Genomic DNA, 26471 nt, shown 5'->3' with positions numbered 1-26471 from the left:
CACCGTCAGGTCCTCAGCGAAATGCCGGTCCCCCGTCGCATCCGGCACATACTTCACGGTGACAACGATCCTCAAGCTCACGCCGGCTCTCCTACTGCAATCGTCTTTACTGGGCGGCCTTGCTCCCTGCAGGCAGCATAGGCGTCCGAAGCGGACTCTCCCGGTCGGGGCGGCCCGCGCCCCGAACGAAATATTACTCGTCAGTACACCCAGGATTCGCCCGCTAAGCAAGCGCTTTGAACTGTGATCCTAGTCGCGCAGACCGCTGAAGCGGCCCTGGTGGTAGACGAGCGGCCGGCCGGTCCCCGCGGGGTCTCCGGCGACGACCTCGGCGAGCACGATGCGGTGGTCACCGGCGGGCACGCGTGCGATCACCCGGCACACCAGCCAGGCCAGGACATCTTCGAGTACGGGCACGCCCTCCGGGCCCTCGTACCAGCGCGTGGGGTCCCCGAAGCGGTCGGCTCCGCTCTTCGCGAACGTGGCGGCCAGATCCTGCTGATGCTCGCCGAGTATGTGCACGCCGATGTGTTCGGCCTCGGAGACGACGGGCCAACTGGAGGCGCCCAGGCCGATACCGAACGAGATGACGGGGGGCTCGGCCGACACGGACGTCAGGGAGGTGGCGGTGAAGCCGACGGGGGCGGCGCCCCGGGCGGTGATCACGGCGACTCCGGCCGCGTGCCGGCGGAAGACCGAGCGCAGCAGGTCGGGCGATGCGGTCGTGGCGGTGCGGAGATCGGGCGTGGCCGTCATGGAGTTGTCCTTCTGCCGGAGGGGTGCGAGCGGGGTCCGTGGCTGCTCAGGAGCCGGGACAGCGCGCGCTCGCGCAGCGGGCGAGGTCCACATGGACACGCTCGAAAAGAAGGAGTTCCGTCGACATACAGTCAGGCTGACGATAGGTGGTGCGTGCAGTCAAGTGCGTCCCGCCATCTGGGAGAAGCGTCACCACGAAGTCACCACCCGTCAGACCGCCTCCCCGAGCGCGGCGATGACGTCGGCCTTGCGCGCCTGACCCGAGGCGCGGCGCACGATGCGTCCGGCCGCGTCGAGGACGAGCACGGTGGGCGTCTTGAGGACGCCGAGTTCCCGTACCAGGTCGAGCCGCTCCTCGGCGTCGATCTCCACATGGGCCACGCCGGGAACCATTTCGGCCACTTCGCCGAGCACGCGCCGGGTGGCCCGGCACGGGGCGCAGAAGGCGCTGGAGAACTGCACGAGGGTGGCCCGCTCCCCCAGCTCCTCGCCCAACTCCGCCGCTCCGAGCGCCGCTTCGCCCTGCCGCACCTTCATCCTCCCGCTCCGCCGCCGTTGCATCAGCCCGAAGGCGCTCGCCACGGCGAGCACGGCCACACACACCACGAGTCCGGTCATCGTTCCAGTGCAGCATTCACGAGACCGCAAAGATTCCCCGGGTCCGCACGACGCACCTTTGCGGAATGCTGGGTTCATGGACATCGATGTGAGAGGGCCGCGGTTCGGTGCCGCGGTCACGACGGTTGTACTGGCCCTGGTGCTCGTCACGGGCAGCGCCTGGCTCCTGGCGTGGCAGACGCTGTGTTTCGCGCTCGGCGCGGCGGGCGGGGTGGGGCGTTCTCCCTATGCGTGGCTGTTCCGGACGGTGGTGCGGCCGCGGCTCGGGCCGCCCACGGAGTTCGAGGCTCCGCAGCCGCCGCGGTTCGCGCAGTTCGTCGGGTTCGTTTTTGCGGCGGTGGGTCTGGTGGGTCTGGTGTGGGGGCCGGGCTGGCTCGGGCTCGGGGCGACGGCCTGCGCGCTGGCGGCGGCGTTCCTCAACTCGGTGTTCGGCTACTGCCTGGGGTGCGAGATGTACCTGCTCCTGCGGCGTGGCGCGGCACGATTTGGCTGATCAACGGGTTGCGCGGGCCGCGTGGGAGTGACGAGGATCTCGCGCCCGGCCGGAACCAGGACTGGCTACTCAGCCGTTGATGGGGCACGATCTGCGCAGGCCACAAAACCTACGGCTGCGTAACTTCCCGCCGGGAGCCCCCTCCCCAGGCAGAGATGAAGGGTCCTCCCCCTCCATGGCAGAGCTCGTCTACCGTCCGGTCATCGGCGCGGCCCGCACGATGTTCAAGGCGCTCGATCTGAAGATCGACGTCAAGGGCGCGGAGAACATTCCGCGCTCCGGCGGCGCGGTCCTGGTCAGCAATCACATCAGCTACCTGGACTTCATTTTCGACGGTCTCGCAGCGCTGCCGCAGAAGCGCCTGGTGCGCTTCATGGCGAAGGAGTCGGTGTTCCGGCACAGGATCTCCGGTCCGCTGATGCGCAGCATGAAGCACATCCCCGTGGACCGGAAGCAGGGCGAGGACGCGTATGCGCACGCCCTCGACTCGCTGCGCTCCGGTGAGGTCATCGGGGTGTTCCCCGAGGCGACGATCTCGCAGTCGTTCACGCTGAAGAGCTTCAAGTCGGGCGCCGCGCGCCTGGCCCAGGAGGCCGGTGTGCCGCTCATCCCGATGGCACTGTGGGGCACCCAGCGCCTGTGGACGAAGGGTCACCCGAAGAACTTCAAGCGCCAGCACATCCCGGTCACGATCCGGGTGGGCGAGCCGATGGAGGCCCCGCGCGACCAGTACGCCGGTGCGATCACCCGGCGGCTGCGCGAGCGCGTGCAGGAGCTCCTCGAAGCGGCACAGCGCGCGTACCCCGTACGCCCGAAGGGTCCGGACGACACCTGGTGGATGCCCGCGCACCTCGGCGGCACCGCGCCCACCGCGGCAGAGGTGAAGGCCGCCGAGGCGAGCTGAATCGGTACTGCAGACGTGCCGCGGGCCCACCGCGGTGCGTCTACTCCGGTGCGTGGACGGTGATCCGCGCGCCGGGGCTGAACTTCTCCAGGAGTTCGGCGAGTTCGGTGCCGGCCGCCACCACGTCGCAGTGCGGCCCCATCGCCTCCAGCAGGAAGAGCGCGTTCACCGACTCCTCGGTCAGGCGCGTACGGGTGCCCTGGCGCCAGTTCCAGCGGCGGCAGGTCACGCCGTCGTCGTCACACCAGACGACCTCGCCCGCGTCGGGGTGTTCCACGACGTCCGCTCCCCCGGCCACGGTGGCGAAGCCCTCTTCGCCGGTGGCCCTGGCGAGGCGCATGCCGCCCTTGATGTGGTCCAGGTCCTCGCCGCCGACCGGGATCAGATGGGCCACGCTGATCGCGTTGTAGACGTCGACCAGCGTGTTGATCCGCGGCAGTCCGCCGTCCGCGAGGGCCCTCTTGGCCAGTGCTTCGGCCGAGTTGCGGGTGCGGGAGGGTTTGGAGCCGAAGGCCGTGTAGGCGGCGCGCCAGGCCGCCATGTGCGGGTCCTCGTGCGGGGCGCGTCCGTCGAGACGCGCGGCGAGGCGGCGTGCGGCATCGTCGAGAAGGGCTGAAGTCCCTTCACTGCTGGGGCTGTTGACCAGCCCGTACGCCTCGATGGCGACGTGCCGGAACTCGGGCGCGAGGGTCCGTACCGCGTCGGACACGGTGAGGTGGAGGGTCATCGTCCGCCTTGCTCTTCGGGGTGCGCTTGCTGTTTCAGAGTGCGTCGGGGAGGTGTTCCCACAAGTAGGGCCGGTCGGGGGCGTCGCGCAGGGCGCGCAGAACGGCCGGGTCCGGTACATCGAAGAGTACTGGATAGTCCACCTCACTGGACTCCGTATCCGCAATGAAGGCCAGCCGCTCACCGTCGAGGGAGAACTGGGCGTCGACCCCGGACTTGTTCCCGCGGCAGTCCTGCCGGTGCCAGGCCCCATGGAAGCGCACGGCGACCATGCCGTGCAGCACGTACCCGGTCCCGGCGTCATGCGTGAGCCGCTGGTAGCAGAGCGCGGCGGGGATGTCCTCGGCACGCAGGAGCGCGGCCAGCGCGTGGGATTTGGCGTGGCAGATACCCGTGCCCTGCTCCAGGACGTCCGAGGCGCGCCAGGTGACGCGGAGGTCCCCGCTGTCGGCGGAGTGCGGGATGGTGTCCCGCACGAACTCGTAGGCGGCCCGGGCGTATGAATATGAATCGGCGGCCTGCGCGGCGAGGCGCTCGGCCGTCTTCCGTACGAGCGGGTGATGATGGTCGATGACCTCGTCGGCCGCCAAGTAGGCAGACAGGTCAGGGTTCTTCTGGATCAGCTGCATGGACCGGGAGCATAGAAATGCGACCGACCGCACGTCAATAGCTTTACGGTCGATCGCATATCTATACAGCACATCGATACGGCCACGCGCGGGGGAGAGCGCTAGCGGGCCATTTCCTCCTTGAGGGCGGCGACGAACCTGTCGACGTCCTCCTCACGGGTGTCGAACGCGCACATCCAGCGGACGTCGCCGGCCGCCTCGTCCCAGAAGTAGAACCGGAAGCGCTTCTGGAGGCGCTCGCTGACATCGTGCGGCAGCCGCGCGAAGACCGCGTTGGCCTGCACCGGGTAGAGGATCTCGACGCCGTGCACGGCGCGGACGCCCTCGGCCAGGCGCTGGGCCATCTCGTTGGCGTGCCGCGCGTTGCGCAGCCACAGGTCCTTGGCGAGGAGGGCCTCCAACTGCACCGACACGAAACGCATCTTGGAGGCGAGCTGCATCGAGAGCTTGCGCAGATGCTTCATGTGGCTGACGGCGTCCTGATTGAGGACGACGACGGCCTCGCCGAACAGAGCGCCGTTCTTCGTGCCGCCGAGCGACAGGATGTCGACGCCGACCGCGTTCGTGAACGTGCGCATCGGCACGTCGAGCGACGCGGCCGCGTTGGCTATGCGGGAGCCGTCGAGGTGCACCTTCATGCCGCGCTCGTGCGCGTGGTCGCAGATAGCGCGGATCTCGTCGGGCGTGTAGAGCGTGCCCAGCTCCGTGTTCTGCGTGATCGAGACGACCTGCGGCATCGCGCGGTGCTCGTCGTCCCAGCCGAAGGCCTGCCGGTCGATGAGCTCGGGCGTGAGCTTGCCGTCCGGGGTCGGCACGGTGAGCAGCTTGAGGCCGCCCATGCGCTCCGGGGCCCCGCCCTCGTCCACGTTGATGTGCGCGGACTCGGCGCAGATCACCGCGCCCCAGCGGTCGGTGACCGCCTGGAGCGCGACGACGTTGGCACCGGTGCCGTTGAAGACCGGGAACGCCTCGGCCGTGGGGCCGAAGTGGGCGCGGATGATCTGCTGGAGGTTCGCCGTGTAGTCGTCCTCGCCGTACGCGATCTGGTGACCGCCGTTGGCGAGGGCGAGGGCCGCGAGGACCTCCGGGTGCGCGCCCGCGTAGTTGTCGCTCGCGAAGCCGCGGACGTCCGGGTCGTGGTGCCTGCGGGCGTCGGTCTTCGGCGGATTCACGGCTTCTCGGTCAGCCACAGACGGGTCCCGTTCAACTCATGGGCGGGCCGGTCCCAGACGCCGGCGATGGCATCGGCCAGGTCCGTGACGTCCGTGAAGCCCGCGAACTTCGCGTTGGGTCGCTCGGCGCGCATCGCGTCGTGCACCAGCGCCTTCACCACCAGGATCGCAGCCGCCTGCTGCGGGCCCGCGTCACCCCCCGCCTTGCGGAAGGCGTCGCCGAGGGCCAGCGTCCAGGCCTCGGCGGCGGCCTTGGAGGCCGCGTACGCCGCGTTGCCCGCGGTCGGCTTGCTGGCGCCCGCGGCGCTGATCAGCAGGAAGCGTCCGCGGTCGCTGCGCTGGAGGGCGTCCTGGAACGCGAGGGAAGTGTGCTGGACCGTGCGGATCAGGAGCTTTTCGAGGAGGTCCCAGTCCGCGAGATCGGTCTCGGCGAAGGTCGCGCTGCCGCGCCAGCCGCCGACGAGATGGACGAGGCCGTCGACCCGGCCGAAGTCCTTCTCGATGTGGTCCGCCCAGTCCCGGGTCGCATGCAGGTCGAGCAGGTCGACGGTGTCGCCGATGACGGTGGCGCCCCCGTGCGCGTAGCGTGCCGCGTCCACAGCCTCCGCGAGGCGTGCCGCGTCCGCGTCCGCGCCGACGACCGTGGCGCCCGCCTCGGCGAGGCGCAGCAGGGTGGCGCGGCCCGCGGGTCCGGCCGCGCCCGCGACCGCGATGACCGCTCCGTCCAGCGCGCTGTTCCCGTTGCCTTCGGCCATGGCCGTCGCCTCCTCGTCGCGAGCGCTCACGCGGCGGCCTGCTCGGCGCCCGCAGCGGTGATCCCCTTGGTGGAGGCGATCACGTTCTTCAGCTTCTTGGACAGTGCCTCATAGAACATGCTGAGCGGAAACTCGTCCGGAAGCACGTCGTCGACGAGCTTGCGCGGCGGCAGGCTCAGGTCGAGGGCGTCGGGACCCTTGGCCCAGCGCGAGCCGGGGTGCGGGGAGAGGTACTGGGACACCAGGTCGTACGCGGCGAACCAGTGCACCAGCTTCGGGCGGTCGATGCCGTCGCGGTACAGCTTCTCGATCTCGGCGCACAGCTGGTTGGTGACCTGCGGGGCGCGCTCCCAGTCGATCTGGAGCTTGTTGTCGGTCCAGCGCAGCACGTCGTGCTTGTGCAGGTACGCGAAGAGAAGCTGGCCGCCGAGTCCGTCGTAGTTGCGGTTGCGGTCACCGCTGACCGGGAAGCGGAACATCCGGTCGAAGAGGACGGCGTACTGGACGTCGCGGCCGTGCGCGTTGCCCTCGGACTCCAGCTTCACGGCCTCCTTGAAGGCGGTGAGGTCGCAGCGGAGCTCTTCGAGGCCGTACATCCAGAACGGCTGGCGCTGCTTGATCATGAACGGGTCGAAGGGCAGGTCGCCGTGGCTGTGGGTGCGGTCGTGCACCATGTCCCACAGGACGAACGCCTGCTGGCAGCGGTCCTGGTCCGAGATCATCTCGCGGATGTCGTCGGGCAGCTCGAGCCCGAGGATGCCGACGGACGCCTCGGTGACGGCACGGAAGCGGGCCGCCTCGCGGTCGCAGAAGATGCCGCCCCAGGAGAAGCGCTCGGGAGCCTCGCGCACGGCGATGGTCTCCGGGAAGAGCACGGCCGAGTGGGTGTCGTAGCCGGCTGTGAAGTCCTCGAACGTGATCCCGCAGAACAGCGGGTTGTCGTAGCGCGTCGCCTCAAGCTCGGCGAGCCACTCGGGCCACACCATGCGCAGGACGACGGCCTCCAGATTGCGGTCCGGGTTGCCGTTCTGCGTGTACATCGGGAAGACGACCAGGTGCTGCAGTCCGTCCTCGCGGTGCGCGGCGGGGTGGAAGGCCAGCAGCGAGTCGAGGAAGTCGGGGACCTGGAAGCCGTCTTCCGCCCAGCGCCGCAGGTCGGCGGCGAGCGCCGCGTGGTACGCGGCGTCGTGCGGGAGCAGCGGGGAGAGCTGCTCGACGGCGGATATCGCGCGGTCGAGCGTCAGCTCCGCCACGGCCTTGGACGGGGCGCCGTCGGCGGCGAAGTCGATGGAGCCGTCCTTCTGCTGCCAGGGACGGATCTCCTCCACGGCGGCCTTGAGCACGGGCCACGCCGGGTGTTCGACCACCCTGCTTTCGGGGCTTCCCCCGACCTTCTCCGGAGGAACCTTCCCCTCCACGCCCGACTGCACAAGAATTTCCGTCATTACCCATCCTCCACGGGAGAACCTCGCGTACAGACACCGTAAGCGGGCGAGGTTCTCCACCACAAGAGGGGTCGGGCGGAAGTTATCCTGCGTGACCCCCTGGTTCACCGTCGTTTTTCCTGCCTGACACGGTTGAAGCGATGGCCTTCGCCACATCCGCCACGGCAGTACGGGCATCGTCGAGCAGCTCGGGGAAACCGAAGAAGCCGTGGAACATCCCCGGGAAGTGGCTCTCCGTGACCTCGACGCCCACCGCGCGCAGGGCCTTCGCGTAGGCGAGGCCCTCGTCGCACAGCGGGTCACAGCCCGCGGTCACGATGTGGGCGGGCGGCAGCGAGGCAAGGTCGGCGAGGAGCGGAGAGACGTGCGGGTGGGACCGGTCGCCGTCCGGGCCGAGGTACTGCTCGGCGAACCAGCGGCAGTGCGCGGCCGTCAGGAAGTAGCGGTCGGCGTTCCGCGCGAACGACTCCGTCGACCGATGCGCGTCGGTGGCCGGGTAGACGAGGGCCTGGAGCGCGATGCGCGGGCCGCTCCGGTCCCGGGCCAGGAGGCAGACGACAGCCGCGAGGTTCCCGCCCGCGCTGTCCCCAGCCACGACGAGGGCGCCTGCGTCGCCACCCAAGGCGGCGTGGTGATCGGCCGTCCAGCACAGCGCCGCGTACGCGTCGTCGACGGCGGCCGGGAACGGCGACTCGGGGGCAAGCCGGTAGTCGACGGAGACGACCACGGCCCCCGCCTCGCGGCACAGCCCGCGGGCGGTGGAGTCATGGCTGTCCAGGCCGCAGATCGCCCACCCTCCCCCGTGGAGGAAGACGACGGTGGGGCGCGGGCCCGGGGCCTCGTCGGGGTCCGGGCGGTAGATCCGTACGGGGATCCGGGGCGCTCCGGTGGGGCCGGGGATGTCGCGGTCCTCGACCGAGCCGACGACCGGGGGCGGGAACGGTGACGCGGGAGCCGCGGCCAGGATGCGGCGGGCCTCGGCCGCGTCGGTGACGGCGCCGCCGAGGTCGGGGAAGAACGCGGTCATCGCGTCGACCAGGGCGCGGACGTCGGGTGCGAGGCGGTCCTCGGATGCGAGGCGGTCCTCGGATGCGGGGCTCATGCGGACACCGCCTGCTCTTGGGCGCGGAAGTGCGGGATGACCTTCTCGCCCCACTGCCGCAGCGTCTCCAGGCAGGCCTCCTGGGGGACGGTGCCCATCTGGACGAGGCACATGATCTCGTCGGCGCCCGCGTCGCGCAGGCGCTCGACGTAGGCGATGGCGTCGTCGGCGGTGCCGTAGGCGGTCGGCGTTGAAGGTGGCCGTCGCGGTGGGACGTACCGGGATCTGGTGTTCGTGGAGGCGGGCCACGACCTGTTCGGCGGCCCTGCGCAGGTCGGCCGCCTCGTCGGCGCCTTCCACCACGGCCTCGTCGGGGACGCCCGCGCCGCCGTACCAGTGCCCGATGGACTGCGCGAAGAACCGCTGGCCGCGGATGCCGATGTTCCGGGCCGTCTCCTGGTCGTCCAGGACGATGGTCGGGCACAGGACGGAGAAGTGGTCGTTGACGACGCCGGACACGAAGCGGTCGGGGGTGCGGGCGGCGATCGCGTCGTCGTAGGCGCGCCGCATGCCGGCGATCGACTCGGGGCCCGCGAAGCCCATCACCAGGGCGCCGATGCCGAGTTCGGCCGCCTGGGTGAGCGTCTCCGTGCGGCTGCACGCGAGGAAGAGGGGCGGGTGAGGCTCCTGCTTCGGGCGCGGCAGGACGGGGTGCGGGTCGATGTCGAGGAGCTCCCCGTGGTGCTCCAGCTCGTCCTTCTCCCAGGCCCTCCCGATGATCCGCAGTGCCTCCTCGACCTCCTGCGTCGTGCGGTCCTTGTCGACACCGCACAGGGAGGTCTCCTGCTGGGTGCCGCCCCGGCCGGCCCCGAGGTCGAGGCGGCCACCGGAGAGCAGGTCGAGCATGGCGGCCCGCTCGGCGACCCGCACGGGATGGTTGAAGTTGAAGGGCATGCAGACGACGCCGTGCCCGATCCGGATGGTGCTGGTGCGGGCGGCGACCCAGGTCAGGAAGATCTCGGGGGCCGACATGTGCGCGTACCACTTGAGGGAGTGATGCTCGACGGCCCAGATGCGGTCGAAGCCCATCTCCTCCGCGAGGACCGCCTGATCGACGCAGTCGTGGATGACCTGGTGTTCGTGTTCGACGGTGGGATCGGCGAGCTGTGCCTCGAAGATGACGGAGAACTTCACGTTGCCTCCAGGGAGTTGAGCCACACGCACTGTTCCGGTTAGGTATATGACTAACCGTCAGGTCTTCAGGGAGCAAGACCGGCGACGGCATTCGCCGGCGACAAAGGCTCCGGGGTCTTGCGGTGACCGGTTCCGGTCACTTCAATGCGGCGCATGGCTGACGACCTACCACCGACCGCCTGGGCCGTCCTCGGGCTGCTGTCCTTCCCCGGGGAACGAACCGGATACGAGCTGAAGAAGTGGGCCGACGCCTCCCTGCGGTTCTTCTACTGGTCGCCCGCCATCAGCCAGATCTACGCCGAACTGCGCCGCCTCGAATCACTGGGCTACGTCACCTCGCTGCGCTCCGGGGCCGAGGAGCCGCGGGCCAAACGAACGTACGCGATCACCGAGGAGGGACGCGGGGCGCTCGCGGTGTGGGCCGGGGGCGGGCATTACCTCGGCGCGCCCGTGCTCAAGCACCCCGTACTGCTGCGCGTGTGGCTCGGGCACCTCGCCGCGCCGGAGCACCTGCGTGGCCTGGTGACGGACCACGTGGCGCGCACGAAGGGCGAGCTGAAGGAGGTCCGGGACGCGCTCGAGCGGGCCGACGGGGTGGAGGCGTGGGCCCATCCGCAGATCGCGCTGCGCTGGAGCGAGCGGCGGCTCGCGGCAGAAGTCGAGCTGGCCGAGGCCATGCTGGACGACCTGGACGCGGTCCCCGGTCAACCGCCGGGGAACTCGCCCACCCACGGGTGACACTTCCCGCGGCAGGCTTCCGAGGCGGTAGGACGGACCGGTCCCCGCCCTTCTCTGTCCCTCCGCCCGTCTGGAGCCCTGAGCGTGAGCATCCGCGCCGTTCTGGTCGCAGCCGTCATCACCGGACTGGTCCTAGGAATCACCGCAACCAGAGCGGACCACTCCACTCCCTCGCGTCGGACCGGTCCCATCGTGGAGACGGGCCGTTAGGCTTCGGCCGTGCCGCGCGGGCGACCCCGTCCACGACCTCGCGCGGATGCCGAGCCGCCGTCGACGGAAGCGAGACGATCTTGAACTTCCTCACCATCGGGCATCGCGGAGTGATGGGTGTCGAACCCGAGAACACCCTCCGGTCCTTCGTCGCCGCGCAGCACGCGGGCCTCGACCTCATCGAACTCGATCTGCATCTGAGCAAGGACGGCGCCCTCGTCGTCATGCACGACGCCGACGTCGACCGCACGACGGACGGCCGGGGCCCCATCGCCGACAAGACCCTCGCCGAGCTGCGCGCCCTGGACGCGGGGCGCGGCGAACGGGTGCCGGTCTTCGAGGAGGTGCTCGACGCCGTCTCCAAGCCGCTCCAGGCCGAGATCAAGGACGTCGCCGCGGCACGCGCCCTCGCCGAGGTCATGCTGCGCCGTGATCTGGTGAGCCGCGTCGAGGTGATCTCGTTCCACGACGAGGCCGTCGCCGAGATCGCCCGGCTGGTGCCGGGCGTCCGTACGGCGCTGGTGGCCAGCCGCTACGGCACCGACGTGGTGGACCGCGCCACCGCCGTCGGCGCCACGTCCCTCGTCCTCAACATCCGGCGTCTGACGCAGGAGATCGTCGAGCGGGCCCGCAAGGCGGACCTGCGGATCATCGGCTGGGTCGTCAACACGCAGGACGATCTGCGCCTGGTGCGGGCGCTCGGCCTGGACGGCGCGACGACCGACTACCCGGAGATCAAACGGACCGGCCGCTTCACGGCCTGAGCCGGCCGAGAGGCCCGCGTCAGCCGAGGAGCTTGACCAGCAGCTCGAACTGGAGGTCGTCCCGCTGCGGGATGCCGAAGCGCTCGTCGCCGTACGGGAAGGGGGTCATCTCTCCCGTACGGCGGTAGCCCCGGCGCTCGTACCAGGCGATGAGGTCCTCGCGTACGGAGATCACCGTCATGTGCATCTCGCGCACGCCCCAGGCCTCGCGGGCGGTGCGCTCCGCCTCCGCGATGATCACCTTGCCGAGCCCCGCGCCCTGGAGGGCAGGGCTCACGGCGAACATGCCGAAGTACGCGTGCTCCCCGCGGTGCTCCAGCTGGCAGCAGGCGACGACCGCGCCGTCGCGCTCGACCGTGAGCAACCGGCTGTCCGGCGACTTGATGACGTCGACGACGCCCTGCGGGTCGGTGCGCTGCCCCTCCAGGATGTCCGCCTCCGTCGTCCAGCCGGTGCGGCTGGAGTCCCCGCGGTACGCCGACTCGATCAGCGCGACGAGCACGTCGACATCGGCGTCGGTGGCGTCCCGGAAGGTGAGGTCGCCCGTCGTGGGGCGGGGAGCGATGGACATGGGACGGTCTCCGATCTCGTGCACAGGCTGTCGGCGCGGGCGCCGTCGAGCCTAACGCCGAGCCTCTACGCTGCGTTCGCATGGTTCACGTACTGAGCAGCAGGACGCTTCTTCGCCCCACCGATCCCGAGCGGTCGCGGGCTTTCTACGGTGGGGCGCTCGGTCTCGCCGTGTACCGGGAGTTCGGGACGGGGCCCGAGCGCGGGACCGTCTACTTCCTCGGGGGCGGTTTCCTGGAGGTGTCCGGCCGCTCGGAGACGCCACCGTCGCCCGGGCTCCAGCTGTGGCTCCAGGTCGCGGACGCGGCGGCCGCGCACGAGGAGCTGGCGGCGCGCGGCGTCGAGGTGCTCCGGCCGCCGGTCAAGGAGCCGTGGGGGCTGATCGAGATGTGGATCTCGGACCCGGACGGCGTGCGCATCGTGATCACCGAGGTCCCCGAGGAGCATCCGTTGCGCTACCGGCCTTGAGGGAGCGGGTTCCGGGGTACACGCGAGCGGAAGGCCCCGTTCAGCGTGCGCGCCACCGGCGCGCGGAAGAGTATGGGCGGGATGGTCGCAGACCGGCCCCTTCGCGTCCGGATGGGCCCGACCCTGGAGAGACATCACATGGCAGCTCCTCGGATCCTGATCGTCGGCGGTGGATTCGCCGGCATGGAATGCGCGCACAAGCTGGAGAAGATCCTCAAGCCGGGCGAGGCGCAGCTGAGGCTGGTCAGTCCGTTCGACCATCAGCTGTACCTGCCCCTGCTCCCCCAAGTCGCCTCGGGCGTGCTCACTCCGCAGTCGGTCGCGGTGCCGCTGCGCCGCATGCTGCGGCACACCGGCATCGTGCCGGGCGGCGCGGTGGGGGTGGACCCCGAGGCGAAGGCCGTCGTCGTACGGAAGATCAACGGCGAGACGGTGGTGGAGCGCTACGACTACCTCGTCCTGACGCCGGGCAGCGTCACGCGGCAGTTCGACATCCCCGGTGTGGACCAGTACGCGGTCGGCGTGAAGACGCTGGCGGAGGCGGCCTGGATCCGCGACCACGTCATCTCCCAGCTCGACCTGGCCGCGGCCGGCACCGACCCCGCCGAGCGGGAGTCGCGGCTGCAGTTCGTGGTGGTGGGCGGCGGGTACGCCGGTACGGAGACGGCCGCCTATCTGCAGCGCCTGACCACCGCCGCCGCCAAGCGCCTTCAGGGGCTCGACCCGGCGCAGATCAAGTGGCATCTCGTCGACATCGCCCCCAAGTTGATGCCCGAGCTCGGCGACCGGCTCGGCGAGAAGGCCTTGTCGATCGTGGAGCGGCGCGGGCTGCACGTGTCGCTCGGGGTGTCCGTGGCGAAGGCGACCGAGGACACGGTGACGCTCACGGACGGCCGTGTACTGCCGTGCCGCACGCTGATCTGGACGGCGGGTGTCGCCCCGAGCCCGCTGATCGCGACGCTCAGCGCGGAGACGAACCGGGGCCGGCTCGTCGTGGAGCCGCATCTGACGGTTCCGGGGCTCGACGGTGTGTTCGCGCTCGGTGACGCGGCCGCCGTGCCGGACCTGGAGAAGGGCGCCGACGCGATCTGCCCGCCGACCGCCCAGCACGCCATGCGGCAGGGCTGGGCGGCCGCGAAGAACGTGGCGGCCGCGCTGCGCGGACGGCCGCTGATGCCGTACCGGCACAAGGACCTGGGGCTCGTGGTGGACCTGGGCGGCATTCAGGCGGTGTCCAAGCCGTTGGGCGTGCAGCTGACCGGGCTGCCCGCCCAGTTCGTCGCCCGCGCCTACCACTTGGGGGCGCTGCGCACCGTGACGGCCCGGTTCCGCACGGCGGCGAACTGGGGGCTCAATGCCGTCGCCGGCGACGACTTCGTGCGTACGGGGTTCCAGGCGGAGCGGCCCGCGACGCTGAAGGACTTCGAGAAGACGGACGCGTATCTGACGCCGGAGGAAGTGCACGCGATGGTGACGGCGCATGTCGAGGGCCGTTCGACGTCGGCTCCGACTGAGCCCAAGGCCCCTTAGGGACGGCGGTTACGCGGGGCCCGGCGGGGCCGTCAGGCGTGCGCGGCAGGCCAGTTGGAGGGCCAGCCTGGTCTCTGGATCGGTGAGGTCGGCGCCCGTGAGGTCCGTGATGCGGCGGATGCGGGCGCCGACGGCGTTGCGGTGCAGATGGAGCTCCTCGGCGGCGCGGCCCGGGGAGTTGTTGTGGTCGAGGTAGGCCTGAAGGGTGCGCAGCAGCGGGTCGGCGCGGTCCGGACCCAACTCCGTCACGGGAGCGAGGAGTTCGTCCACGGCTTCGCGGGCGGTGTCCGAGGCGTACCACTCCAGGAGCATGCGGTCGAGGCCCGCGGCGTCGTGCGCGGTCACAGGGGCGGTGTCGGCGGTGGCGGGCTTGAGGAGGGCGGCCCTGGCCTCGCGGGCCGAAGTGCGGATGCCCAGGGGACCGCGGTGCGGGGCGCCGACGCCGCCGCGCAGGTCCGCCTCGGGGTGCAGTCGGCGCAGCCGGTCGACGGCGCGGCGGGCCAGGGCGAGCGCGGTGCGGCGGCCCGGGGCGCCGGGGTCGGTGGGCCAGGTGCCGAGCAGGAGGAGGGCGTCGTCGACGAGGGCGGCGTTCCAGTGGACGCCGTCGGGGACGTGGCCGTCGGCGTGCTGCCGTACGTCGGTGAGTGTCCTGGGCAGGACGGTGTCGAGGAGCCGGTAGCGGTCCGCGGCGGGCAGCGCCGCGGCCTCGATGCGCAGGGCGATGTGGCGGCCGTCGACGGGGAGGCCGATGGTCCGGCCGCGGGCGGCCAGGCGGGCGGTCTGGTCCTGCGGGGCGACGAGGAGTTCGGCGAGGAGGTGGCCGCGGGAGCGCACGGGGACGTCGCCGTGTCCGCCGCCGGCCGCCGTGAGCGCGGCCAGCGCCAGGACGGAGCGGATGGCGGTGCCCGGGTGACCGGGCTGTGCGGCCGCGGCGAGGCGCACCTCGCCGTCGGGTCCGGCGGCCGATGCGCCCTCCTCGCCGGGGCCGGGGGCGCGGCGCTCGACGGGTGTGCCGAGCAGGCGGGCGGCGATCGCGGCGGCCCGTTCCGGGTCTCCCGCGGCGGAGGGCAGTTCGCGGGCGGCGGCCTCGATCCGGGCGAGGGCGTCGGCCGAGTCCCCCGCGACGGCGCGGTCGACGGCCACGACCAGGGCCGCGAGGTCTCCGTCCGTGGTCAGGACGGCTATCCGGCCGCGCTCCGCGAGGGCGTGTACGGCGATGTCACCCGTCACCTGCTCGCCGCCCGGAAGCACGAGTGCCGCGGCGCCGGCCGCCGCGGCGTCCCGTACGGCCACGTCGAGGAGGTGGTCCGGAACGGGTGCGAGGAGCACCGCGACCGTTCCCGCGGGGACGGCCGCGAGCCCGTCGGCGCGGGGTTCGAGGCGGATGCCGGTGACCTCGGTGGCGTCGAGCGGGCCCGCGAGCGGGCGGAGCGTGTCGAGGCCGGGTGCGCTGAGCAGGTCGACGAGGCGCGGCATGCTGCCATTGTGCTGGAGGCACAGCGTGGCGCCAAGGTGTGGGCTCGCAGCCTATTGGCGGGCGCGTGCGAGCTCGTACTCTGAGCCGTATGCAGATGGACGCCGGAGTGCTCGCCGACTTCGCGCGGGGCTGTGCCGTCCTGGGTTCGGGAGGCGGCGGCGGCCCCGCCGCCGTGACGTGCCCCGTGGCCGAGCAGGCCATCGAGGAGTGCGGGCCCGTGCAGGTCGTCACCGCCGGCGAGCTGCCTGAGGACGCGTTCGTCATGCCCGTCGGCCTGATCGGCTCGCCCGCCGTCGCCGAGGAGCGCATCGGCAGCCGGGCCGAGCCCGCGCGGATGCGGGAGCGGGTCGAGGCGCTGCACGGCGTCCCGGTCGCCGCCGTCCTCATCTCGGAGATCGGCGGGCTCAACGGCTGCACGGCCGTCGCCTGGGCGGCCCGGCTGGGGTTGCCGCTGCTCGACGCCGACGCCATGGGCCGGGCGTTCCCGCGCATGGACCAGAACGTCCTCGAACTGGCCGGGCTGCGGCCGGGCCCGACCGTGCTCGCGGACGAGTACGGCCGCACCGTCGTCCTCGACCATGTCGACGGCCCCTGGCTGGAGGAACTGGCGCGGGCCGTGGTCGCGACGTTCGGCGGGCACGCCGCGTCGTCCGAGTACCCGCTGACGGCCGGGCAGGCCGCCCGGCACGCGGTCGCGGGCTCGGTGACGCGGGCCGTCGCCGTCGGGCGCGGCGAGGGGCCCTTGCCGGTCCTGACCGGCAAGGTGTCGTCCGTGCGGCGGACCGACGAGGACGCGACACGCGTGCTCCTGGAGGGGACCGGCGCCGACGCGGGACGCCTCGTACGGATCGAGGCCCGCAGCGAGTTCGTCGCGGCGGTCGAGGACGGCAGGGCGCTGGCGCTGGTGCCCGACGTGATCGCTCTCGTCGACGTGCAAACCGGCTGGGCGGTGCCCGTGGAAGAGGTCAGGTACGGGCTGCGGGTGCGCCTCGTCACCCTTCCGTCGGCGCCGATCTGGTACTCGGAGGCCGGCCTGCGCCTCGCCGGACCCGCCGCGTTCGGCATGCACGGGCTGACGAGGGAGGCCACGCCATGATCATCGGTGTGGATGTGGGCCCCACCGGCACGGATGCCGTCCTGCTGGACGGCGACGGCACGGGCGGCGCCACCGGCGGCAGCCGGGCGTTGCGGGCCGTGAGGGTGCCGTCTGTGCCCGGCGACGCGGTCGGTTCGCTCGTCGCCGCTGTCGAGACACTGCCCCGCGAGCCGCGGGCGCGCGCCACGCAGCTCGCCGTGGGGCTGCGGGTCGCCGACCGGGCCCTGGCGGAGCGTGCGGGCCTCGCCCATGTGGGGGTGCTGCGCATCGGGGGTGAGGCCGCCGACACCGTACGACCGCTGTTCGGGTGGCCCGCCGAGCTGCGTGACGCCGTGTGCGCCGGCACCGCGAACGTGGCCGGTGGCGGCGGGCTCGGCCCGCACGACGGGGCGCCGCTCGACCGGGACGCTGTGGCCCGTTTCGGGGCCGAACTCGCGGGCCGGGCCGAGGCGTTCGCGGTTTGCGCCGTGTTCGCACCCGCCGACGGGACACAGGAGCGGGAGGCCGCCGAGATCCTGCGCGCCGAGGCGGGCGCCGACGTGCCGGTGGTCCGGTCGGGCGAGATCGGCTCGCTCGGGCTGCTGCGGCGCGAGAACGCGACCGTCCTCGACGCCGCGCTGTGCCTCCTGGTGGCCCGAGTCGCCGACGAGCTGACGGCCGCGCTCCCCCTGCTCGGGCTCGCGCCGGGTGCCTCCGTGCTCGTGACCCGGCACGACGGCACCCTGATGAGCTTGGACCACCTGCGCCGCCAGCCCGGCCTGAGCCTCGGCTCCGGCCCGGCGTGCATGATCCGCGGCGCGGGGCTGCTCGGCGGCGTGCGGGACGCCGTGGTCGCGGACATCGGCGAACGTCACGCCCGCGTAGGCGCATTGACCGCCGGCTACCCCCAGGAGGCCGGACCCGGAGGGCGCATCGGCGGCGTACCCGTCAGCCTGCGCGTCCCCGAACTGCTCACCGTCGGCGCCGCGGCACACCGCGACCTGGCGGAGGCGGTGGACCGCATGCAGCCGGCCGCCGGCCGGCTCCCCGTCGTCCTGGTCGGCGGTGGCGCGGCCGCGCTGCCCGGCCGCGCGCTTCCCGGGTGCGATGTCGTACGGCCCGAACACGGGGGCGTCGCGGGCGCGTTCGGCGCGGCCGCGAGCCCGGTGGGCGGCCACCACGAGCGCATCGTGCGGGCCGGTCCCGGCCGGCGTCTCGACGCCGCACGGGACGAGGTGCGCGACCTAGCCCGGGCCGGGGCCGTGCGCGCCGGGGCGGATCCCCGCCGTGTGAGCACGCTCCTCGAACCGGATCTCACCGTGCCCTACCTGCCGGGCGCACTGCTCCTGAGGGCCAGGGCCTTCGGTCCGCCGCTACCGCTCTGACCTGCTCAACCTCATTTTCCACCACGGCAGTTCAGCTTCGCCCTGCCGTGATCCCGCCCATCCCTCTTCGATGCGAGGTCCGTCCCCATGCCCAAGCCATCCGACGTGCCGACGCCCGGCCAGAACGACCGGGCCGATGAGGACTACCCCCTGGAGCGGGTGCCGCGCGCGGCCCGCTACTCCTGGTTCAACGTCGCCGTGCAGCGGTTCGGCCAGCTCTCCGACCTCACGCAGTTCCTCCTCGGCGCGACGCTCGGCGCCGGGCTCTCCTTCTGGGGCGCCTTCTGGGCGTTCACACTCGGCTCGGTGATCCTGGAGGTCGTCTGCATCTTCGTCGGCATCGCCGGGATGCGCGAGGGCCTCGCGACCTCGATGCTGGTGCGCTGGACCGGCTTCGGGCGGTACGGCTCGACGCTCATCGGGCTCGTCATCGCGGTCAGCCTGTTCGGCTGGTTCGGGGTGCAGACCGCGGTGTTCGCCGCCGGCCTCCAGTCGATCGTGCCGGCCATACCGCTGTGGGCCTGGTGCCTGATCTGCGGACTCGCTGTCACCGCGCTGGTGCTGCGCGGGTTCCGGGCCATGGGCTGGACGGCGTTCGTGACCGTCCCGGCGTTCCTGGGCCTCGCCGGGTGGGCGATGACCGTACAGATCGCCCGGCACAGCTTCACCGACCTGGTCGCGTCGCCACCGTTCGGCGCGCACATCTCCATCGCGACGGGGGCGACGATCGTCGCGGGCTCGTACATCGTCGGCGCCGTCACGACACCCGACATGACGCGCTTCAACCGCACCACCGGCGACGTCGTCAAGCAGACCCTGGTCGGGATCTCCCTCGGCGAGTACGTCCTCGGCCTCGCCGGGGTGCTCCTCGCCTACGCCGTGAAGTCCTCCGACCTGATCGCGATCATCACGTCCAGCTCCGGCGTGGTCGGGGTGATCGTCCTCGTGTCGGCCACCGTGAAGATCAACAACTGGAACCTGTACTCGTCCGCGCTCGGCCTGATCACAGCCGTGGAGTCGGTGTTCAAGGTGCGCCTCGGCCGGGTGGGGACGACCGTCGTCATCGGTGTCCTCGGCAGCTTCGCCGCGGCGGCCGGGATCCTGGACCACTTCACGGACTTCCTCACGATCCTCGGCGTCCTCACCCCTCCCGTCGCCGGGATCATGGTCGCCGAGTACTTCGTCGTGAAGAAGTGGCGCCCCCAGCTCGACGCCTCGCGTGCCATCGGCCGGCTTCCGGAGAGCGAGCCGAGCTGGGTGCCGGCCACGGTCGCCCTGTGGACGGCCGCCTCACTGGTCGGCTGGTTCAGCGACCACTACGCCTGGTGGGGCATCCCGGCGCTCAACTCGTTGATCCTCGCGGGCCTCGGCTACGTGATCCTCGGCAAGCTCGGCCTCGTGCGCGGCGTCCGTGAGCTGCCCTTCACCCAGCCCGCCCGCCCGGCCGCCCAGATCGAAGCCGAGTCCGGCGCGACGTACCCCCTCCCCGCCACCGCCCACTGAACCCCGTACCGGCCCACGGACGCACCGTCCACGTACGCACGAAGGAAGCCACCACATGCGCATCGGCATCGACGTCGGAGGAACCAATACCGACGCCGCCCTGCTCGGGGACGACGACCGAGTCCTCGCGGCGGCCAAGTCGCCGACGACGCCGGACATCACGTCCGGGGTCACGGCGGCGGTCCGGGCCCTCGACCCGCCCGTCGAGTCCATCACCGCGGTGATGATCGGCACGACCCACTTCCTCAACGCCCTCATCGAGGGCGCCCGGCTGGCGCCCGTCGCCGCCGTGCGCCTCGGCCTGCCGGCGACGGCGGCCCTGCCGCCGATGACGGACTGGCCCGACCGACAGCGGGCCGCGGTCGGCGGGCACGGCTATCTGTGCCACGGTGGCCGCGAGTTCGACGGCCGGGTGCTGTCCCCTCTGGACCCGGACGAGCTGAAGCGGACCGCCGTGGACATCGCCGCGCGCGGGATCGGATCCGTGGCCGTCTCCTCGGTGTTCTCACCGGTCGCCGAGGACGACGAGCGGCGCGCCGCGGAGATACTGCGCGGCGAGCTGGGCGACGGCGTGCACTTCTCGCTCTCGCACGAGCTCGGCCGGATCGGCCTGCTCGCCCGTGAGAACGCCACGATCATCAACGCGGCGCTGCGGGACCTGGCGACGGTCATCGTCGAGTCGTTCGGCAAGGCGCTCGCGGAGGTGTCGATCACGGCGCCATTCTTCCTGTCGCAGAACGACGGGACGCTGATGGACGTGGACTTCGCCCGTACGTATCCGGTGGCGACGTTCGCGTCGGGCCCCACCAACTCCATGCGCGGCGCGGCCTTCCTGTCCGGGCTCGGGGACTGCGCGGTGGTCGACGTGGGCGGCACGACCGCGGACGTGGGCATCCTCGCGGGCGGCTTCCCGCGCGAGGCCGCGGGCGAGAGCGAGGCGGCGGGCATCCGCACCAACTTCCGTATCCCCGACGTCCTTTCGCTCGGCATCGGCGGCGGTTCGCTGGTGTCGCCGGACGGCGAGACCGGGCCGCGGTCGGTCGGCTACCGGCTGACGGAGGAGGCACTAGTCTTCGGCGGCACGACACTGACGGCGACGGACCTGGCAGTGGCCGCCGGCCGCGCGGACGTCGGGGACTCGGCGCGGGTCGCGCACCTCGACACGGGCTTCGTGACGCACGCCCTGGACCGGATCGCCGACCGGCTCGCGGAGAGCGTCGACCGGATGCGGACCTCGGCCGCCCCGCTGCCCGTGGTGGCCGTCGGAGGCGGTTCGATCCTGGTGCCCGAGTCGCTGCCCGGCTTCGACGACGTACGACGGCCCGGCAACTTCGGCGTCGCGAACGCGGTCGGCGCGGCCATCGCGCAGGTCGGTGGCGAGGTAGACCGGGTCTTCCACATCCCCGAAGGGCGCAGGGACTCGGTGCTCGCCGAGGCGCGCGACGAAGCCGTGGGACGGGCCGAGGACGCGGGCGCGCGGCGAGGCACCGTACACGTCGTGGACATCGAGGAGGTGCCACTCGCGTATCTGCCGGGCGGCGCGACCCGGATCCGCGTCAAGGCGGTCGGCGCCCTCGACCTGCACCGCATCGGAACCCAGCAGCACGGAGCGACGGCACATGCGTGAGATCAACCTGGACAACCTCGACGACATCGCCCGCGGCGCCGGCATCCTCGGCACCGGCGGGGGCGGCGACCCGTACATCGGCAAACTCCTGGCACGGGAGGCCATCCGCAAGCACGGCCCGGTGCGGGTCGTGGACATCGACGAGGTGGCGCCGGACGCCACCGTCGTGCCGGTGTCGGGGATGGGGGCGCCGACCGTCCTCCTGGAGCGGGTCCCGAACGGCGGCGAGGAACTGGCCGCCCTGCGGGCGCTGGAGAAGCACATCGGCCGGCCCGCCACGCACATCGCGCCCATCGAGGTCGGCGGCGTCAACTCCATGCTGCCCATCGCGTGCGCCGCGCAGGCGGGCCTCCCGATCGTGGACGGCGACGCGATGGGGCGGGCCTTCCCCGAGGCGCAGATGGTGCTGCCGGGCCTGATCGGCGTGACCAACTCGCCGATGGCGCTCGCGGACGACAAGGGCAACACGATCATCGTGGAGGCCGTCGACAACCACGCGGCCGAACGGATCGCGCGCGCCGTGTGCGTGGAGCTCGGCTGCCAGATCTCGGCCGCGGACACGGTGCTGCGCGGTGACCAGCTCGCCGACGGCCTCGTGCCCGCGACGCTGACCCTGGCGGAGCGGCTCGGCGCGGCGGTGCGCGAGGCACGGGCCGCGCACAGCGACCCGGTGGCCGCGGCCCGCGCCATGCTCGCCGGTGTCCATCTGCTGACCGGCAAGGTCGTCGACGTGAGCCGACGGACCGAGGGCGGCTTCGCGCGGGGCCGGGCCCGCATCGAGGGCATCGCCGACGAGACGGGGCGGGTGCTCGAACTCGACTTCCAGAACGAGCACTTGCTGGCCACACGTGACGGCGTGACCGTCGCCACGACGCCCGACCTGATCTGTGTCCTGGACAGCGAGTCGGGCGATCCGGTGACCACCGAGGGGCTGCGCTACGGGTTGCGCGTCAGCGTGCTGGCCGCGCGTTGCGACCCCCGGTGGACCTCGCCGGGCGGCCTGGCGCTGGCCGGGCCGCGGTACTTCGGGTACGACGTCGACTATCTGCCGTTCGGGTCCTGATCGGTGGCCGGCGCGGGCGGTCGCAGGGTGATCGTCCGCGTCGTGTGCTTCTCCACCTGCTCGCGCGTGTAGAGGAGCGGGAAGGAGCCGTCGGCGGCCCAGGCGGCGAACAGGTCGCTGTAGTGCTCGCTGTCCGGATTCCCGGACTGGCCCGGTGAGTTCATGGCCACCGAGTCGTCCCAGGAGCCGACGTCGACGACCAGGCGGAACGTGGCGCCCGTCGTCTGGCGGAAGTCGGGTCCGTACGGCGCGACACCCACCGTGTCACCGCTGCCGCCGCGCGGGGCGGGACCGACCGACGCCCACGGCGGCTGCGGTCCGTCGTGGAGGGCGGTCACCGGGTGGAACACGCGGGCGTGGTGGAGCGCGCCCCAGTTCCATGCGGCCGGGTCGGGTCCGAGGAGGGCGGAGAGGTCGGCGACGGCGGCGGTCAGAGTGGCGAGCAGGGTGCCCGGGTCGAGGGTGGTCTCCGCGCCGGTGAGCAGGTCCAGGTCGACGCGGGGGTCGGAGGCCGGGTCGTCGGGCGGCAGGATCCGGGCAAGGGCCGCGGCGCGTTCGGCGTCGGGGGCGACTTGCTGCAGTGCCTTGCCGAAGACGGCGGGGCGCAGATGGCGGCGGTACCAGATCTCGAAGAGCGCGGCGGCCGCCGAGTCCGCCGTGACGTCGGCGTCCCAGTGCCGCAGCAGGCCGATGGCCCGCGCCGTCGCTTCGTCGTCGCCGGCCAGACCGGCGAGCAGCGGCAGGATGCGGCGCGCGGGCAGGCTGACCGTGTCGGTCTGGAGCCGTACACAGTCCTCGACGGTCCAGTTTGTGCGCGCGTCGAGCTCTTCGGCGATGCGGTGGTGGCGGGTGGGGGCGTACCAGTCGTACGTGACCGTGTCGCGGTCGTTCGGGTATCCGGGCGGCAGGTTCATCTGGTTGGCGGTGGCGAACCAGCCCTGGTCCGGGTCGCGTTCGGCGGGCAGCGCGTCGGCGTCGAGGAAGCCGTCCCATTCGTAGCGGCCGTCGCCGGGCACGGGCAGGGTGCCGTCCCAGTTCGGGCGGACCGGGACGCGGCCCGCGGGGCGCCAGCCGACGGTGCCGTCCGGCGCGGCGTACACCTGGTTCTCGCCCGGCGCGCCCCAGCGGCGCAGGGCGGCGAGGAACGCGTCGGGTCCTTCGGCCCGCATGTAGCCGGTGCTGCCGAGGTAGGGCGCCATGCCGGGTCCGAGCCAGGCGGCGCGGACGGCGAACGCGGCGTCGCGCGTGGGATGTTCGTGGATGACGGGGCCGTGCCGGGTGAACCACAGCTCGGCCTCGACCGGCTCCCCGTCCTTGACCGGGATGGTCTCGGTGACGCGGGTCATGGCTTCCCAGCGGCCTTTGTAGCGGTAGGCGCGGGGGTTGTCGGGGTCGGTCTCGTAGACGTACAGGTCCTCCTGGTCGATCGGGAAGATCGTGAAGCCGAACGCGATGTTCCCGTTGTGGCCGATGGAGAGGCCGGGCAGGGCGGGTTCGCCCGCGCCGATGACGTCGATGCCGGGTGCGGTCAGGTGCGCGATGTAGCGCAGGGCGGGCAGGGTGACCGCGCGGTGCGGGTCGTTGGCGAGGATGGGGCGGCCGGTGACGGTCCGGGACGGGGCGAGCACCCAGTTGTTGGAGCCGTCGATGCCCTGGAGGGCGGCCGCGTCGGGCCAGGGCGGAACCGTCGCGAGGTCGTACACCCGCAGCACGTCGTCCGGGATGACGCTCAGGTCGAGGCCCTCGGGGACGGTGAGGTGGTGCGGGGCGGGTTCGCGGCGGCGGCGCAGGTCTTCGACGCCGGTGCCGTGGTCGCGCAGGGTGAAGGCGCGGGCGACCTCGTCGTGGAGGTTGTACTGAAGGCCGTGACTGCGGATGCGGGCGACGTCCGATGGCCCCCAGAATGCCGGCTGGTAGCCCAACGTCACGAATTCCGGGGGGAGTTGGGAAGAGTCGCGGCGGCACAGGGACACGTAGGCGTTGATGCCGTTCACGAACGCCGTGGTGATCTGTTCGGTGTCCTCGCCGTACGCGCTCCATTCCTCGGACATGTCGCCGCGATAGAGGAACAGGCGGGCGGCGCGGTCGTGTTCGACGTACCGCTCGCCGAATACCTCGGACAGGAGGCCGAGTCCGCGGCGGCGCCACAGGTCCAGCTGGAAGAGGCGGTCTCTGGCCGCGTTGAAGCCCTGCGCCAGGAACAGGTCGTCCTGGGAGCCGGCGTAGAGATGGGGGACGCCCCACCGGTCGACGAGGATCTCCACGGGTCCGGCGAGGCCGGGTATCTCGAAGTCGTTCGCTGCTTGCGAGTTCACCGGTACGTCTCCCCTGTCGCCGCGTACGCCTGGGCGCCGCCCTCCGCTTCCACGATCGTCTCGGGCTCGGGGCCGGCGCCGCTCCGGCTGCCGATGTGGGCGGCGCGGTGGAGGACGGGTGCGGTCTCGTCGGTCATCAGGACTCCTTCGCCGGGGCCGCCGAGGCGGCCTGGACAGTGGGCCGTTGCGGGGCGGGGGCGCTCGGGGCCGGTGTCGCGCGGGTGATCGCGAACGTCACCACGAGGTTCGCGGCCAGCGCGATGATGCCGCCGTTGACCCCGTGCCACGGATCGTTGTCAGTGACCCACAGCCCCGTCATCACGGCGAGCCCGACGAGCATGCCGCAGATCCCGGCGCGGGCGGTCATGCGCCGCCAGAACAGGGAGAGCAGTACGACGGGCACGAGCTGGGCCAGGCCCTCGTAGGACAGGACGGACAGCTGGACGAGCGTGTTGGGGTGGAAGAGGCTGCCGCCGAGCGCGACCAGGCCCGCGAGGACGCAGACCGCCTGCGAGCGGCGCTTGGTGCGCAGGTCGTGGCCGTCGGTGACGGCCGGCCGCGGGCGGCGCGGGTCGGCGCCGTTGCCGCCGCCGAGGACGGTCTTTCCCCACAGGGTGCCGATGGACAGCTTGACTTCCTCCCCCTCGTGAACGAGGGGGATTCCTACGGCTCGCGCCATGGGGTTTCCTGCTTCGTCGCCAACTGCCCGCCCGGAGTTCTCCGTTGAGGTCTTACGCCAGCTCCACAGGCTGTCACCGCCAGTCCGGCGGCCAGCAGGTTGTTCGCTGCGTTCGTGTCCCGGTCGTGGGTCGTTCCGCAGGTGTCACAGGTCCAGGTTCGAACGTGCAGCGGCATCTTCTTTGCGAGGGTGCCGCAGTGGGAGCACAGCTTGGAGGAGGGGAAGAAGCGGTCGACAGCGATCACTTCCCGCCCGTACCAGGCGGCCTTGTACTCCAGCATGCTCCGGAAGTCCGACCACGCCGCATCGCTGATGGCGCGGGCAAGACTCCGGTTCTTGACCATGTTGCGTACGGTCAGGTCCTCGATCACGAGCGTTTGGTTTTCACGCACGAGCCGAGTGGTCAGTTTGTGCAGGTGGTCGCGGCGCCGGTCGGCGATGCGGGCGTGGATCCTGGCGACCTTTCGCCTGGCCTTGGCCCGGTTGGCGCCGTCACCCTTGGCCTTTCGGGAAAGGTTCCGTTGGGCCTTGGCCAGGCGGGCACGATCCTTGCGTTCGTGCCGGGGGTTGGCGATCTTCTCGCCGGTGGACAGGGTCAGGAGATGGTCGAGACCTACGTCGATGCCAACCGCCTGGCCGGTTGCCGGGAGCGGCGACACGGACGGGTCCTCGCACAGCAGGGACACGAACCAGCGTCCCGCGGCATCCTGCGACACGGTCACCGTAGACGGCTTTGCTCCCGGGGGGAGCGGGCGCGCGACCACACGATGTCGAGCGGTTCGCTCGTCTTCGCGAGTGTCAGGCGGCCGTCACAAAAGCGGAACCCGCTGGTGGTGTACTCGGCGGACTTGCGGGACTTCTTCCGCGACTTGAAGCGCGGATACTTGGCCCGCTTGGCAAAGAAGTGGGTGAATGCCGTCTGCAAGTGCCGCAGCGTCTGCTGCAACGGCACCGACGACACGTCGCCCAGGAAGGCCAGTTCCTCGGTCCTCTTCCACGCGGTCAGCATCGCTGAGGTGGCGTTGTAGTTGACCCGCTCTTGCCGCGTCCACGCTTCGGTGCGGGCGACCAGCGCGAGGTTGTAGACCTTGCGCACGCAGCCGAACGTGCGCGACAGCTCGGCCGCCTGCGCATCGCTCGGATAGAAGCGGTACTTGAACGCCCGCTTCACGCACGTCGTGGTCACGCTCACAAACTAATGCGGCCGTGGCTTAAATCCAAGCCTGCGGGTCACAGCACTGCGCCCCACCCTGACGGCACATCACAGATCCCTGCACTGCCCCGCAGGAGTCCGTTTCCCCTCCGCCCTGAAGGGGCGGAGCATGCACGGAGG

At 71.7% G+C, this 26471-nt stretch carries 24 protein-coding genes and 3 pseudogenes; 11 read left to right on the top strand and 16 right to left on the bottom strand.

Annotated elements, in window-relative coordinates:
• From ACWIGU_RS40260 to ACWIGU_RS40250, 3 genes and pseudogenes are all read right to left on the bottom strand, one after another.
• Positions 1 to 81 (bottom strand): annotated as a pseudogene (locus ACWIGU_RS40260) (electron transfer flavoprotein subunit beta); the annotation flags it as partial.
• Positions 82 to 249: 168 nt separating this feature from the next.
• On the bottom strand, positions 250 to 756 hold the full coding sequence (locus ACWIGU_RS40255; RefSeq protein WP_454406790.1) for a flavin reductase family protein: 507 nt from the start codon (positions 754 to 756) through the stop codon (positions 250 to 252).
• 210 nt (positions 757 to 966) lie between these two features.
• Positions 967 to 1374, bottom strand: coding sequence for a TlpA family protein disulfide reductase (locus tag ACWIGU_RS40250; RefSeq protein WP_454406789.1), 408 nt, complete (start codon positions 1372 to 1374; stop codon positions 967 to 969).
• Between the two features lie 76 nt (positions 1375 to 1450).
• On the opposite strand from ACWIGU_RS40250, the gene ACWIGU_RS40245 reads away from it, so the two are divergent.
• The gene (locus ACWIGU_RS40245; protein WP_454406788.1) at positions 1451 to 1867 is read left to right on the top strand and encodes a DUF4395 domain-containing protein; all 417 of its coding nucleotides are present in this window, start codon (positions 1451 to 1453) and stop codon (positions 1865 to 1867) included.
• Positions 1868 to 2042: 175 nt separating this feature from the next.
• The gene (locus ACWIGU_RS40240; RefSeq protein ID WP_454406787.1) at positions 2043 to 2771 is read left to right on the top strand and encodes a lysophospholipid acyltransferase family protein; all 729 of its coding nucleotides are present in this window, start codon (positions 2043 to 2045) and stop codon (positions 2769 to 2771) included.
• A 40-nt stretch (positions 2772 to 2811) separates the two neighbouring features.
• Here the strand turns inward: ACWIGU_RS40240 and ACWIGU_RS40235 are convergent, their stop codons facing one another.
• The 7 genes and pseudogenes from ACWIGU_RS40235 to ACWIGU_RS40205 all read right to left on the bottom strand — a co-directional run bounded on the left by ACWIGU_RS40235 (position 2812) and on the right by ACWIGU_RS40205 (position 9734).
• Positions 2812 to 3498, bottom strand: coding sequence for a B3/B4 domain-containing protein (locus ACWIGU_RS40235; protein WP_454406786.1), 687 nt, complete (start codon positions 3496 to 3498; stop codon positions 2812 to 2814).
• A 34-nt stretch (positions 3499 to 3532) separates the two neighbouring features.
• Positions 3533 to 4126, bottom strand: a complete 594-nt coding sequence (locus ACWIGU_RS40230; RefSeq protein WP_454406785.1) for a transglutaminase-like domain-containing protein — start codon at positions 4124 to 4126, stop codon at positions 3533 to 3535.
• Positions 4127 to 4227: 101 nt separating this feature from the next.
• Positions 4228 to 5298: a threonine aldolase family protein gene (locus ACWIGU_RS40225; RefSeq protein ID WP_454406795.1), complete on the bottom strand. Its 1071-nt coding sequence runs from the start codon at positions 5296 to 5298 to the stop codon at positions 4228 to 4230.
• Positions 5295 to 6053: an SDR family NAD(P)-dependent oxidoreductase gene (locus tag ACWIGU_RS40220; protein WP_454406794.1), complete on the bottom strand. Its 759-nt coding sequence runs from the start codon at positions 6051 to 6053 to the stop codon at positions 5295 to 5297. The genes ACWIGU_RS40225 and ACWIGU_RS40220 overlap by 4 nt, the downstream gene beginning before the upstream one ends.
• Before the next feature lie 26 nt (positions 6054 to 6079).
• Complete coding sequence (locus tag ACWIGU_RS40215) at positions 6080 to 7498, bottom strand: DUF6421 family protein (RefSeq protein WP_454406784.1); 1419 nt, start codon at positions 7496 to 7498, stop codon at positions 6080 to 6082.
• A gap of 82 nt (positions 7499 to 7580) precedes the next feature.
• Positions 7581 to 8525, bottom strand: coding sequence for an alpha/beta hydrolase (locus ACWIGU_RS40210; RefSeq protein ID WP_454406793.1), 945 nt, complete (start codon positions 8523 to 8525; stop codon positions 7581 to 7583).
• A 71-nt stretch (positions 8526 to 8596) separates the two neighbouring features.
• Positions 8597 to 9734, bottom strand: a pseudogene (locus ACWIGU_RS40205) (LLM class flavin-dependent oxidoreductase).
• 153 nt (positions 9735 to 9887) lie between these two features.
• On the opposite strand from ACWIGU_RS40205, the gene ACWIGU_RS40200 reads away from it, so the two are divergent.
• Both ACWIGU_RS40200 and ACWIGU_RS40195 read left to right on the top strand, forming a co-directional pair.
• Positions 9888 to 10472 carry a PadR family transcriptional regulator gene (locus ACWIGU_RS40200; protein WP_454406783.1) on the top strand — a complete coding sequence of 195 codons (585 nt, stop codon included), beginning with the start codon at positions 9888 to 9890 and terminating at the stop codon, positions 10470 to 10472.
• A 290-nt stretch (positions 10473 to 10762) separates the two neighbouring features.
• The gene (locus tag ACWIGU_RS40195) at positions 10763 to 11446 is read left to right on the top strand and encodes a glycerophosphodiester phosphodiesterase (protein WP_454406782.1); all 684 of its coding nucleotides are present in this window, start codon (positions 10763 to 10765) and stop codon (positions 11444 to 11446) included.
• Between the two features lie 19 nt (positions 11447 to 11465).
• Here the strand turns inward: ACWIGU_RS40195 and ACWIGU_RS40190 are convergent, their stop codons facing one another.
• Positions 11466 to 12017 carry a GNAT family N-acetyltransferase gene (locus ACWIGU_RS40190; protein WP_454406780.1) on the bottom strand — a complete coding sequence of 184 codons (552 nt, stop codon included), beginning with the start codon at positions 12015 to 12017 and terminating at the stop codon, positions 11466 to 11468.
• An 80-nt stretch (positions 12018 to 12097) separates the two neighbouring features.
• On the opposite strand from ACWIGU_RS40190, the gene ACWIGU_RS40185 reads away from it, so the two are divergent.
• Positions 12098 to 12484 (top strand): VOC family protein, encoded by a 387-nt coding sequence (locus tag ACWIGU_RS40185; protein WP_454406778.1) that lies wholly within the window; start codon positions 12098 to 12100, stop codon positions 12482 to 12484.
• Between the two features lie 138 nt (positions 12485 to 12622).
• Positions 12623 to 14014, top strand: coding sequence for an NAD(P)/FAD-dependent oxidoreductase (locus ACWIGU_RS40180; RefSeq protein ID WP_454406776.1), 1392 nt, complete (start codon positions 12623 to 12625; stop codon positions 14012 to 14014).
• A gap of 9 nt (positions 14015 to 14023) precedes the next feature.
• Here the strand turns inward: ACWIGU_RS40180 and ACWIGU_RS40175 are convergent, their stop codons facing one another.
• A complete protein-coding gene (locus tag ACWIGU_RS40175; protein WP_454406775.1) occupies positions 14024 to 15490 on the bottom strand; it encodes a PucR family transcriptional regulator in 1467 nt (488 codons plus the stop codon).
• 89 nt (positions 15491 to 15579) lie between these two features.
• Here ACWIGU_RS40175 and ACWIGU_RS40170 point away from each other — a divergent pair, with 89 nt between their 5' ends.
• The 5 genes from ACWIGU_RS40170 (at position 15580) to ACWIGU_RS40150 (ending at position 22144) form a co-directional block, all read left to right on the top strand.
• Complete coding sequence (locus tag ACWIGU_RS40170) at positions 15580 to 16587, top strand: DUF917 domain-containing protein (RefSeq protein WP_454406774.1); 1008 nt, start codon at positions 15580 to 15582, stop codon at positions 16585 to 16587.
• Positions 16584 to 17951, top strand: a complete 1368-nt coding sequence (locus ACWIGU_RS40165) for a hydantoinase/oxoprolinase N-terminal domain-containing protein (RefSeq protein WP_454406773.1) — start codon at positions 16584 to 16586, stop codon at positions 17949 to 17951. Before ACWIGU_RS40170 ends, ACWIGU_RS40165 begins: the two co-directional genes overlap by 4 nt.
• An 87-nt stretch (positions 17952 to 18038) precedes the next feature.
• Positions 18039 to 19454 (top strand): purine-cytosine permease family protein, encoded by a 1416-nt coding sequence (locus ACWIGU_RS40160; RefSeq protein WP_454406772.1) that lies wholly within the window; start codon positions 18039 to 18041, stop codon positions 19452 to 19454.
• A 55-nt stretch (positions 19455 to 19509) separates the two neighbouring features.
• Entirely contained in the window at positions 19510 to 21081 is a 1572-nt protein-coding gene (locus tag ACWIGU_RS40155; RefSeq protein WP_454406771.1) for a hydantoinase/oxoprolinase N-terminal domain-containing protein, read from the top strand.
• A complete protein-coding gene (locus ACWIGU_RS40150; protein WP_454406769.1) occupies positions 21074 to 22144 on the top strand; it encodes a DUF917 domain-containing protein in 1071 nt (356 codons plus the stop codon). The genes ACWIGU_RS40155 and ACWIGU_RS40150 overlap by 8 nt, the downstream gene beginning before the upstream one ends.
• Here the strand turns inward: ACWIGU_RS40150 and ACWIGU_RS40145 are convergent.
• The 4 genes and pseudogenes from ACWIGU_RS40145 to ACWIGU_RS40130 form a co-directional block, all read right to left on the bottom strand.
• The gene (locus ACWIGU_RS40145) at positions 22123 to 24459 is read right to left on the bottom strand and encodes a penicillin acylase family protein (protein ID WP_454406768.1); all 2337 of its coding nucleotides are present in this window, start codon (positions 24457 to 24459) and stop codon (positions 22123 to 22125) included. The genes ACWIGU_RS40150 and ACWIGU_RS40145 overlap by 22 nt on opposite strands.
• Positions 24456 to 24596 carry a hypothetical protein gene (locus ACWIGU_RS40140; RefSeq protein ID WP_454406767.1) on the bottom strand — a complete coding sequence of 47 codons (141 nt, stop codon included), beginning with the start codon at positions 24594 to 24596 and terminating at the stop codon, positions 24456 to 24458. The genes ACWIGU_RS40145 and ACWIGU_RS40140 overlap by 4 nt, the downstream gene beginning before the upstream one ends.
• Positions 24596 to 25138 (bottom strand): hypothetical protein, encoded by a 543-nt coding sequence (locus tag ACWIGU_RS40135; protein ID WP_454406765.1) that lies wholly within the window; start codon positions 25136 to 25138, stop codon positions 24596 to 24598. Before ACWIGU_RS40135 ends, ACWIGU_RS40140 begins: the two co-directional genes overlap by 1 nt.
• Positions 25123 to 26324: pseudogene (locus tag ACWIGU_RS40130) on the bottom strand (RNA-guided endonuclease InsQ/TnpB family protein). Before ACWIGU_RS40130 ends, ACWIGU_RS40135 begins: the two are co-directional and overlap by 16 nt.
• Positions 26325 to 26471 lie beyond the last annotated feature (147 nt).

This window comes from Streptomyces sp. NPDC055400 (genome assembly GCF_053644375.1).
This window is presented reverse-complemented; position numbering and strand designations above follow the sequence as displayed.

Bases quoted from the DNA above. Each gene is read 5' to 3' on its own strand.
- ACWIGU_RS40165 (WP_454406773.1), top strand. From the start codon at position 16,584: ATGATCATCGGTGTGGATGTGGGCCCCACCGGCACGGATGCCGTCCTG.
- ACWIGU_RS40230 (WP_454406785.1), bottom strand. From the start codon at position 4,126: ATGCAGCTGATCCAGAAGAACCCTGACCTGTCTGCCTACTTGGCGGCC.
- ACWIGU_RS40185 (WP_454406778.1), top strand. From the start codon at position 12,098: ATGGTTCACGTACTGAGCAGCAGGACGCTTCTTCGCCCCACCGATCCC.
- ACWIGU_RS40160 (WP_454406772.1), top strand. From the start codon at position 18,039: ATGCCCAAGCCATCCGACGTGCCGACGCCCGGCCAGAACGACCGGGCC.
- ACWIGU_RS40190 (WP_454406780.1), bottom strand. From the start codon at position 12,017: ATGTCCATCGCTCCCCGCCCCACGACGGGCGACCTCACCTTCCGGGAC.
- ACWIGU_RS40140 (WP_454406767.1), bottom strand. From the start codon at position 24,596: ATGACCGACGAGACCGCACCCGTCCTCCACCGCGCCGCCCACATCGGC.
- ACWIGU_RS40175 (WP_454406775.1), bottom strand. From the start codon at position 15,490: ATGCCGCGCCTCGTCGACCTGCTCAGCGCACCCGGCCTCGACACGCTC.
- ACWIGU_RS40210 (WP_454406793.1), bottom strand. From the start codon at position 8,525: ATGACCGCGTTCTTCCCCGACCTCGGCGGCGCCGTCACCGACGCGGCC.
- ACWIGU_RS40240 (WP_454406787.1), top strand. From the start codon at position 2,043: ATGGCAGAGCTCGTCTACCGTCCGGTCATCGGCGCGGCCCGCACGATG.
- ACWIGU_RS40155 (WP_454406771.1), top strand. From the start codon at position 19,510: ATGCGCATCGGCATCGACGTCGGAGGAACCAATACCGACGCCGCCCTG.
- ACWIGU_RS40150 (WP_454406769.1), top strand. From the start codon at position 21,074: ATGCGTGAGATCAACCTGGACAACCTCGACGACATCGCCCGCGGCGCC.
- ACWIGU_RS40200 (WP_454406783.1), top strand. From the start codon at position 9,888: ATGGCTGACGACCTACCACCGACCGCCTGGGCCGTCCTCGGGCTGCTG.
- ACWIGU_RS40180 (WP_454406776.1), top strand. From the start codon at position 12,623: ATGGCAGCTCCTCGGATCCTGATCGTCGGCGGTGGATTCGCCGGCATG.
- ACWIGU_RS40255 (WP_454406790.1), bottom strand. From the start codon at position 756: ATGACGGCCACGCCCGATCTCCGCACCGCCACGACCGCATCGCCCGAC.
- ACWIGU_RS40135 (WP_454406765.1), bottom strand. From the start codon at position 25,138: ATGGCGCGAGCCGTAGGAATCCCCCTCGTTCACGAGGGGGAGGAAGTC.
- ACWIGU_RS40215 (WP_454406784.1), bottom strand. From the start codon at position 7,498: ATGACGGAAATTCTTGTGCAGTCGGGCGTGGAGGGGAAGGTTCCTCCG.
- ACWIGU_RS40220 (WP_454406794.1), bottom strand. From the start codon at position 6,053: ATGGCCGAAGGCAACGGGAACAGCGCGCTGGACGGAGCGGTCATCGCG.
- ACWIGU_RS40245 (WP_454406788.1), top strand. From the start codon at position 1,451: ATGGACATCGATGTGAGAGGGCCGCGGTTCGGTGCCGCGGTCACGACG.
- ACWIGU_RS40250 (WP_454406789.1), bottom strand. From the start codon at position 1,374: ATGACCGGACTCGTGGTGTGTGTGGCCGTGCTCGCCGTGGCGAGCGCC.
- ACWIGU_RS40170 (WP_454406774.1), top strand. From the start codon at position 15,580: ATGCAGATGGACGCCGGAGTGCTCGCCGACTTCGCGCGGGGCTGTGCC.
- ACWIGU_RS40235 (WP_454406786.1), bottom strand. From the start codon at position 3,498: ATGACCCTCCACCTCACCGTGTCCGACGCGGTACGGACCCTCGCGCCC.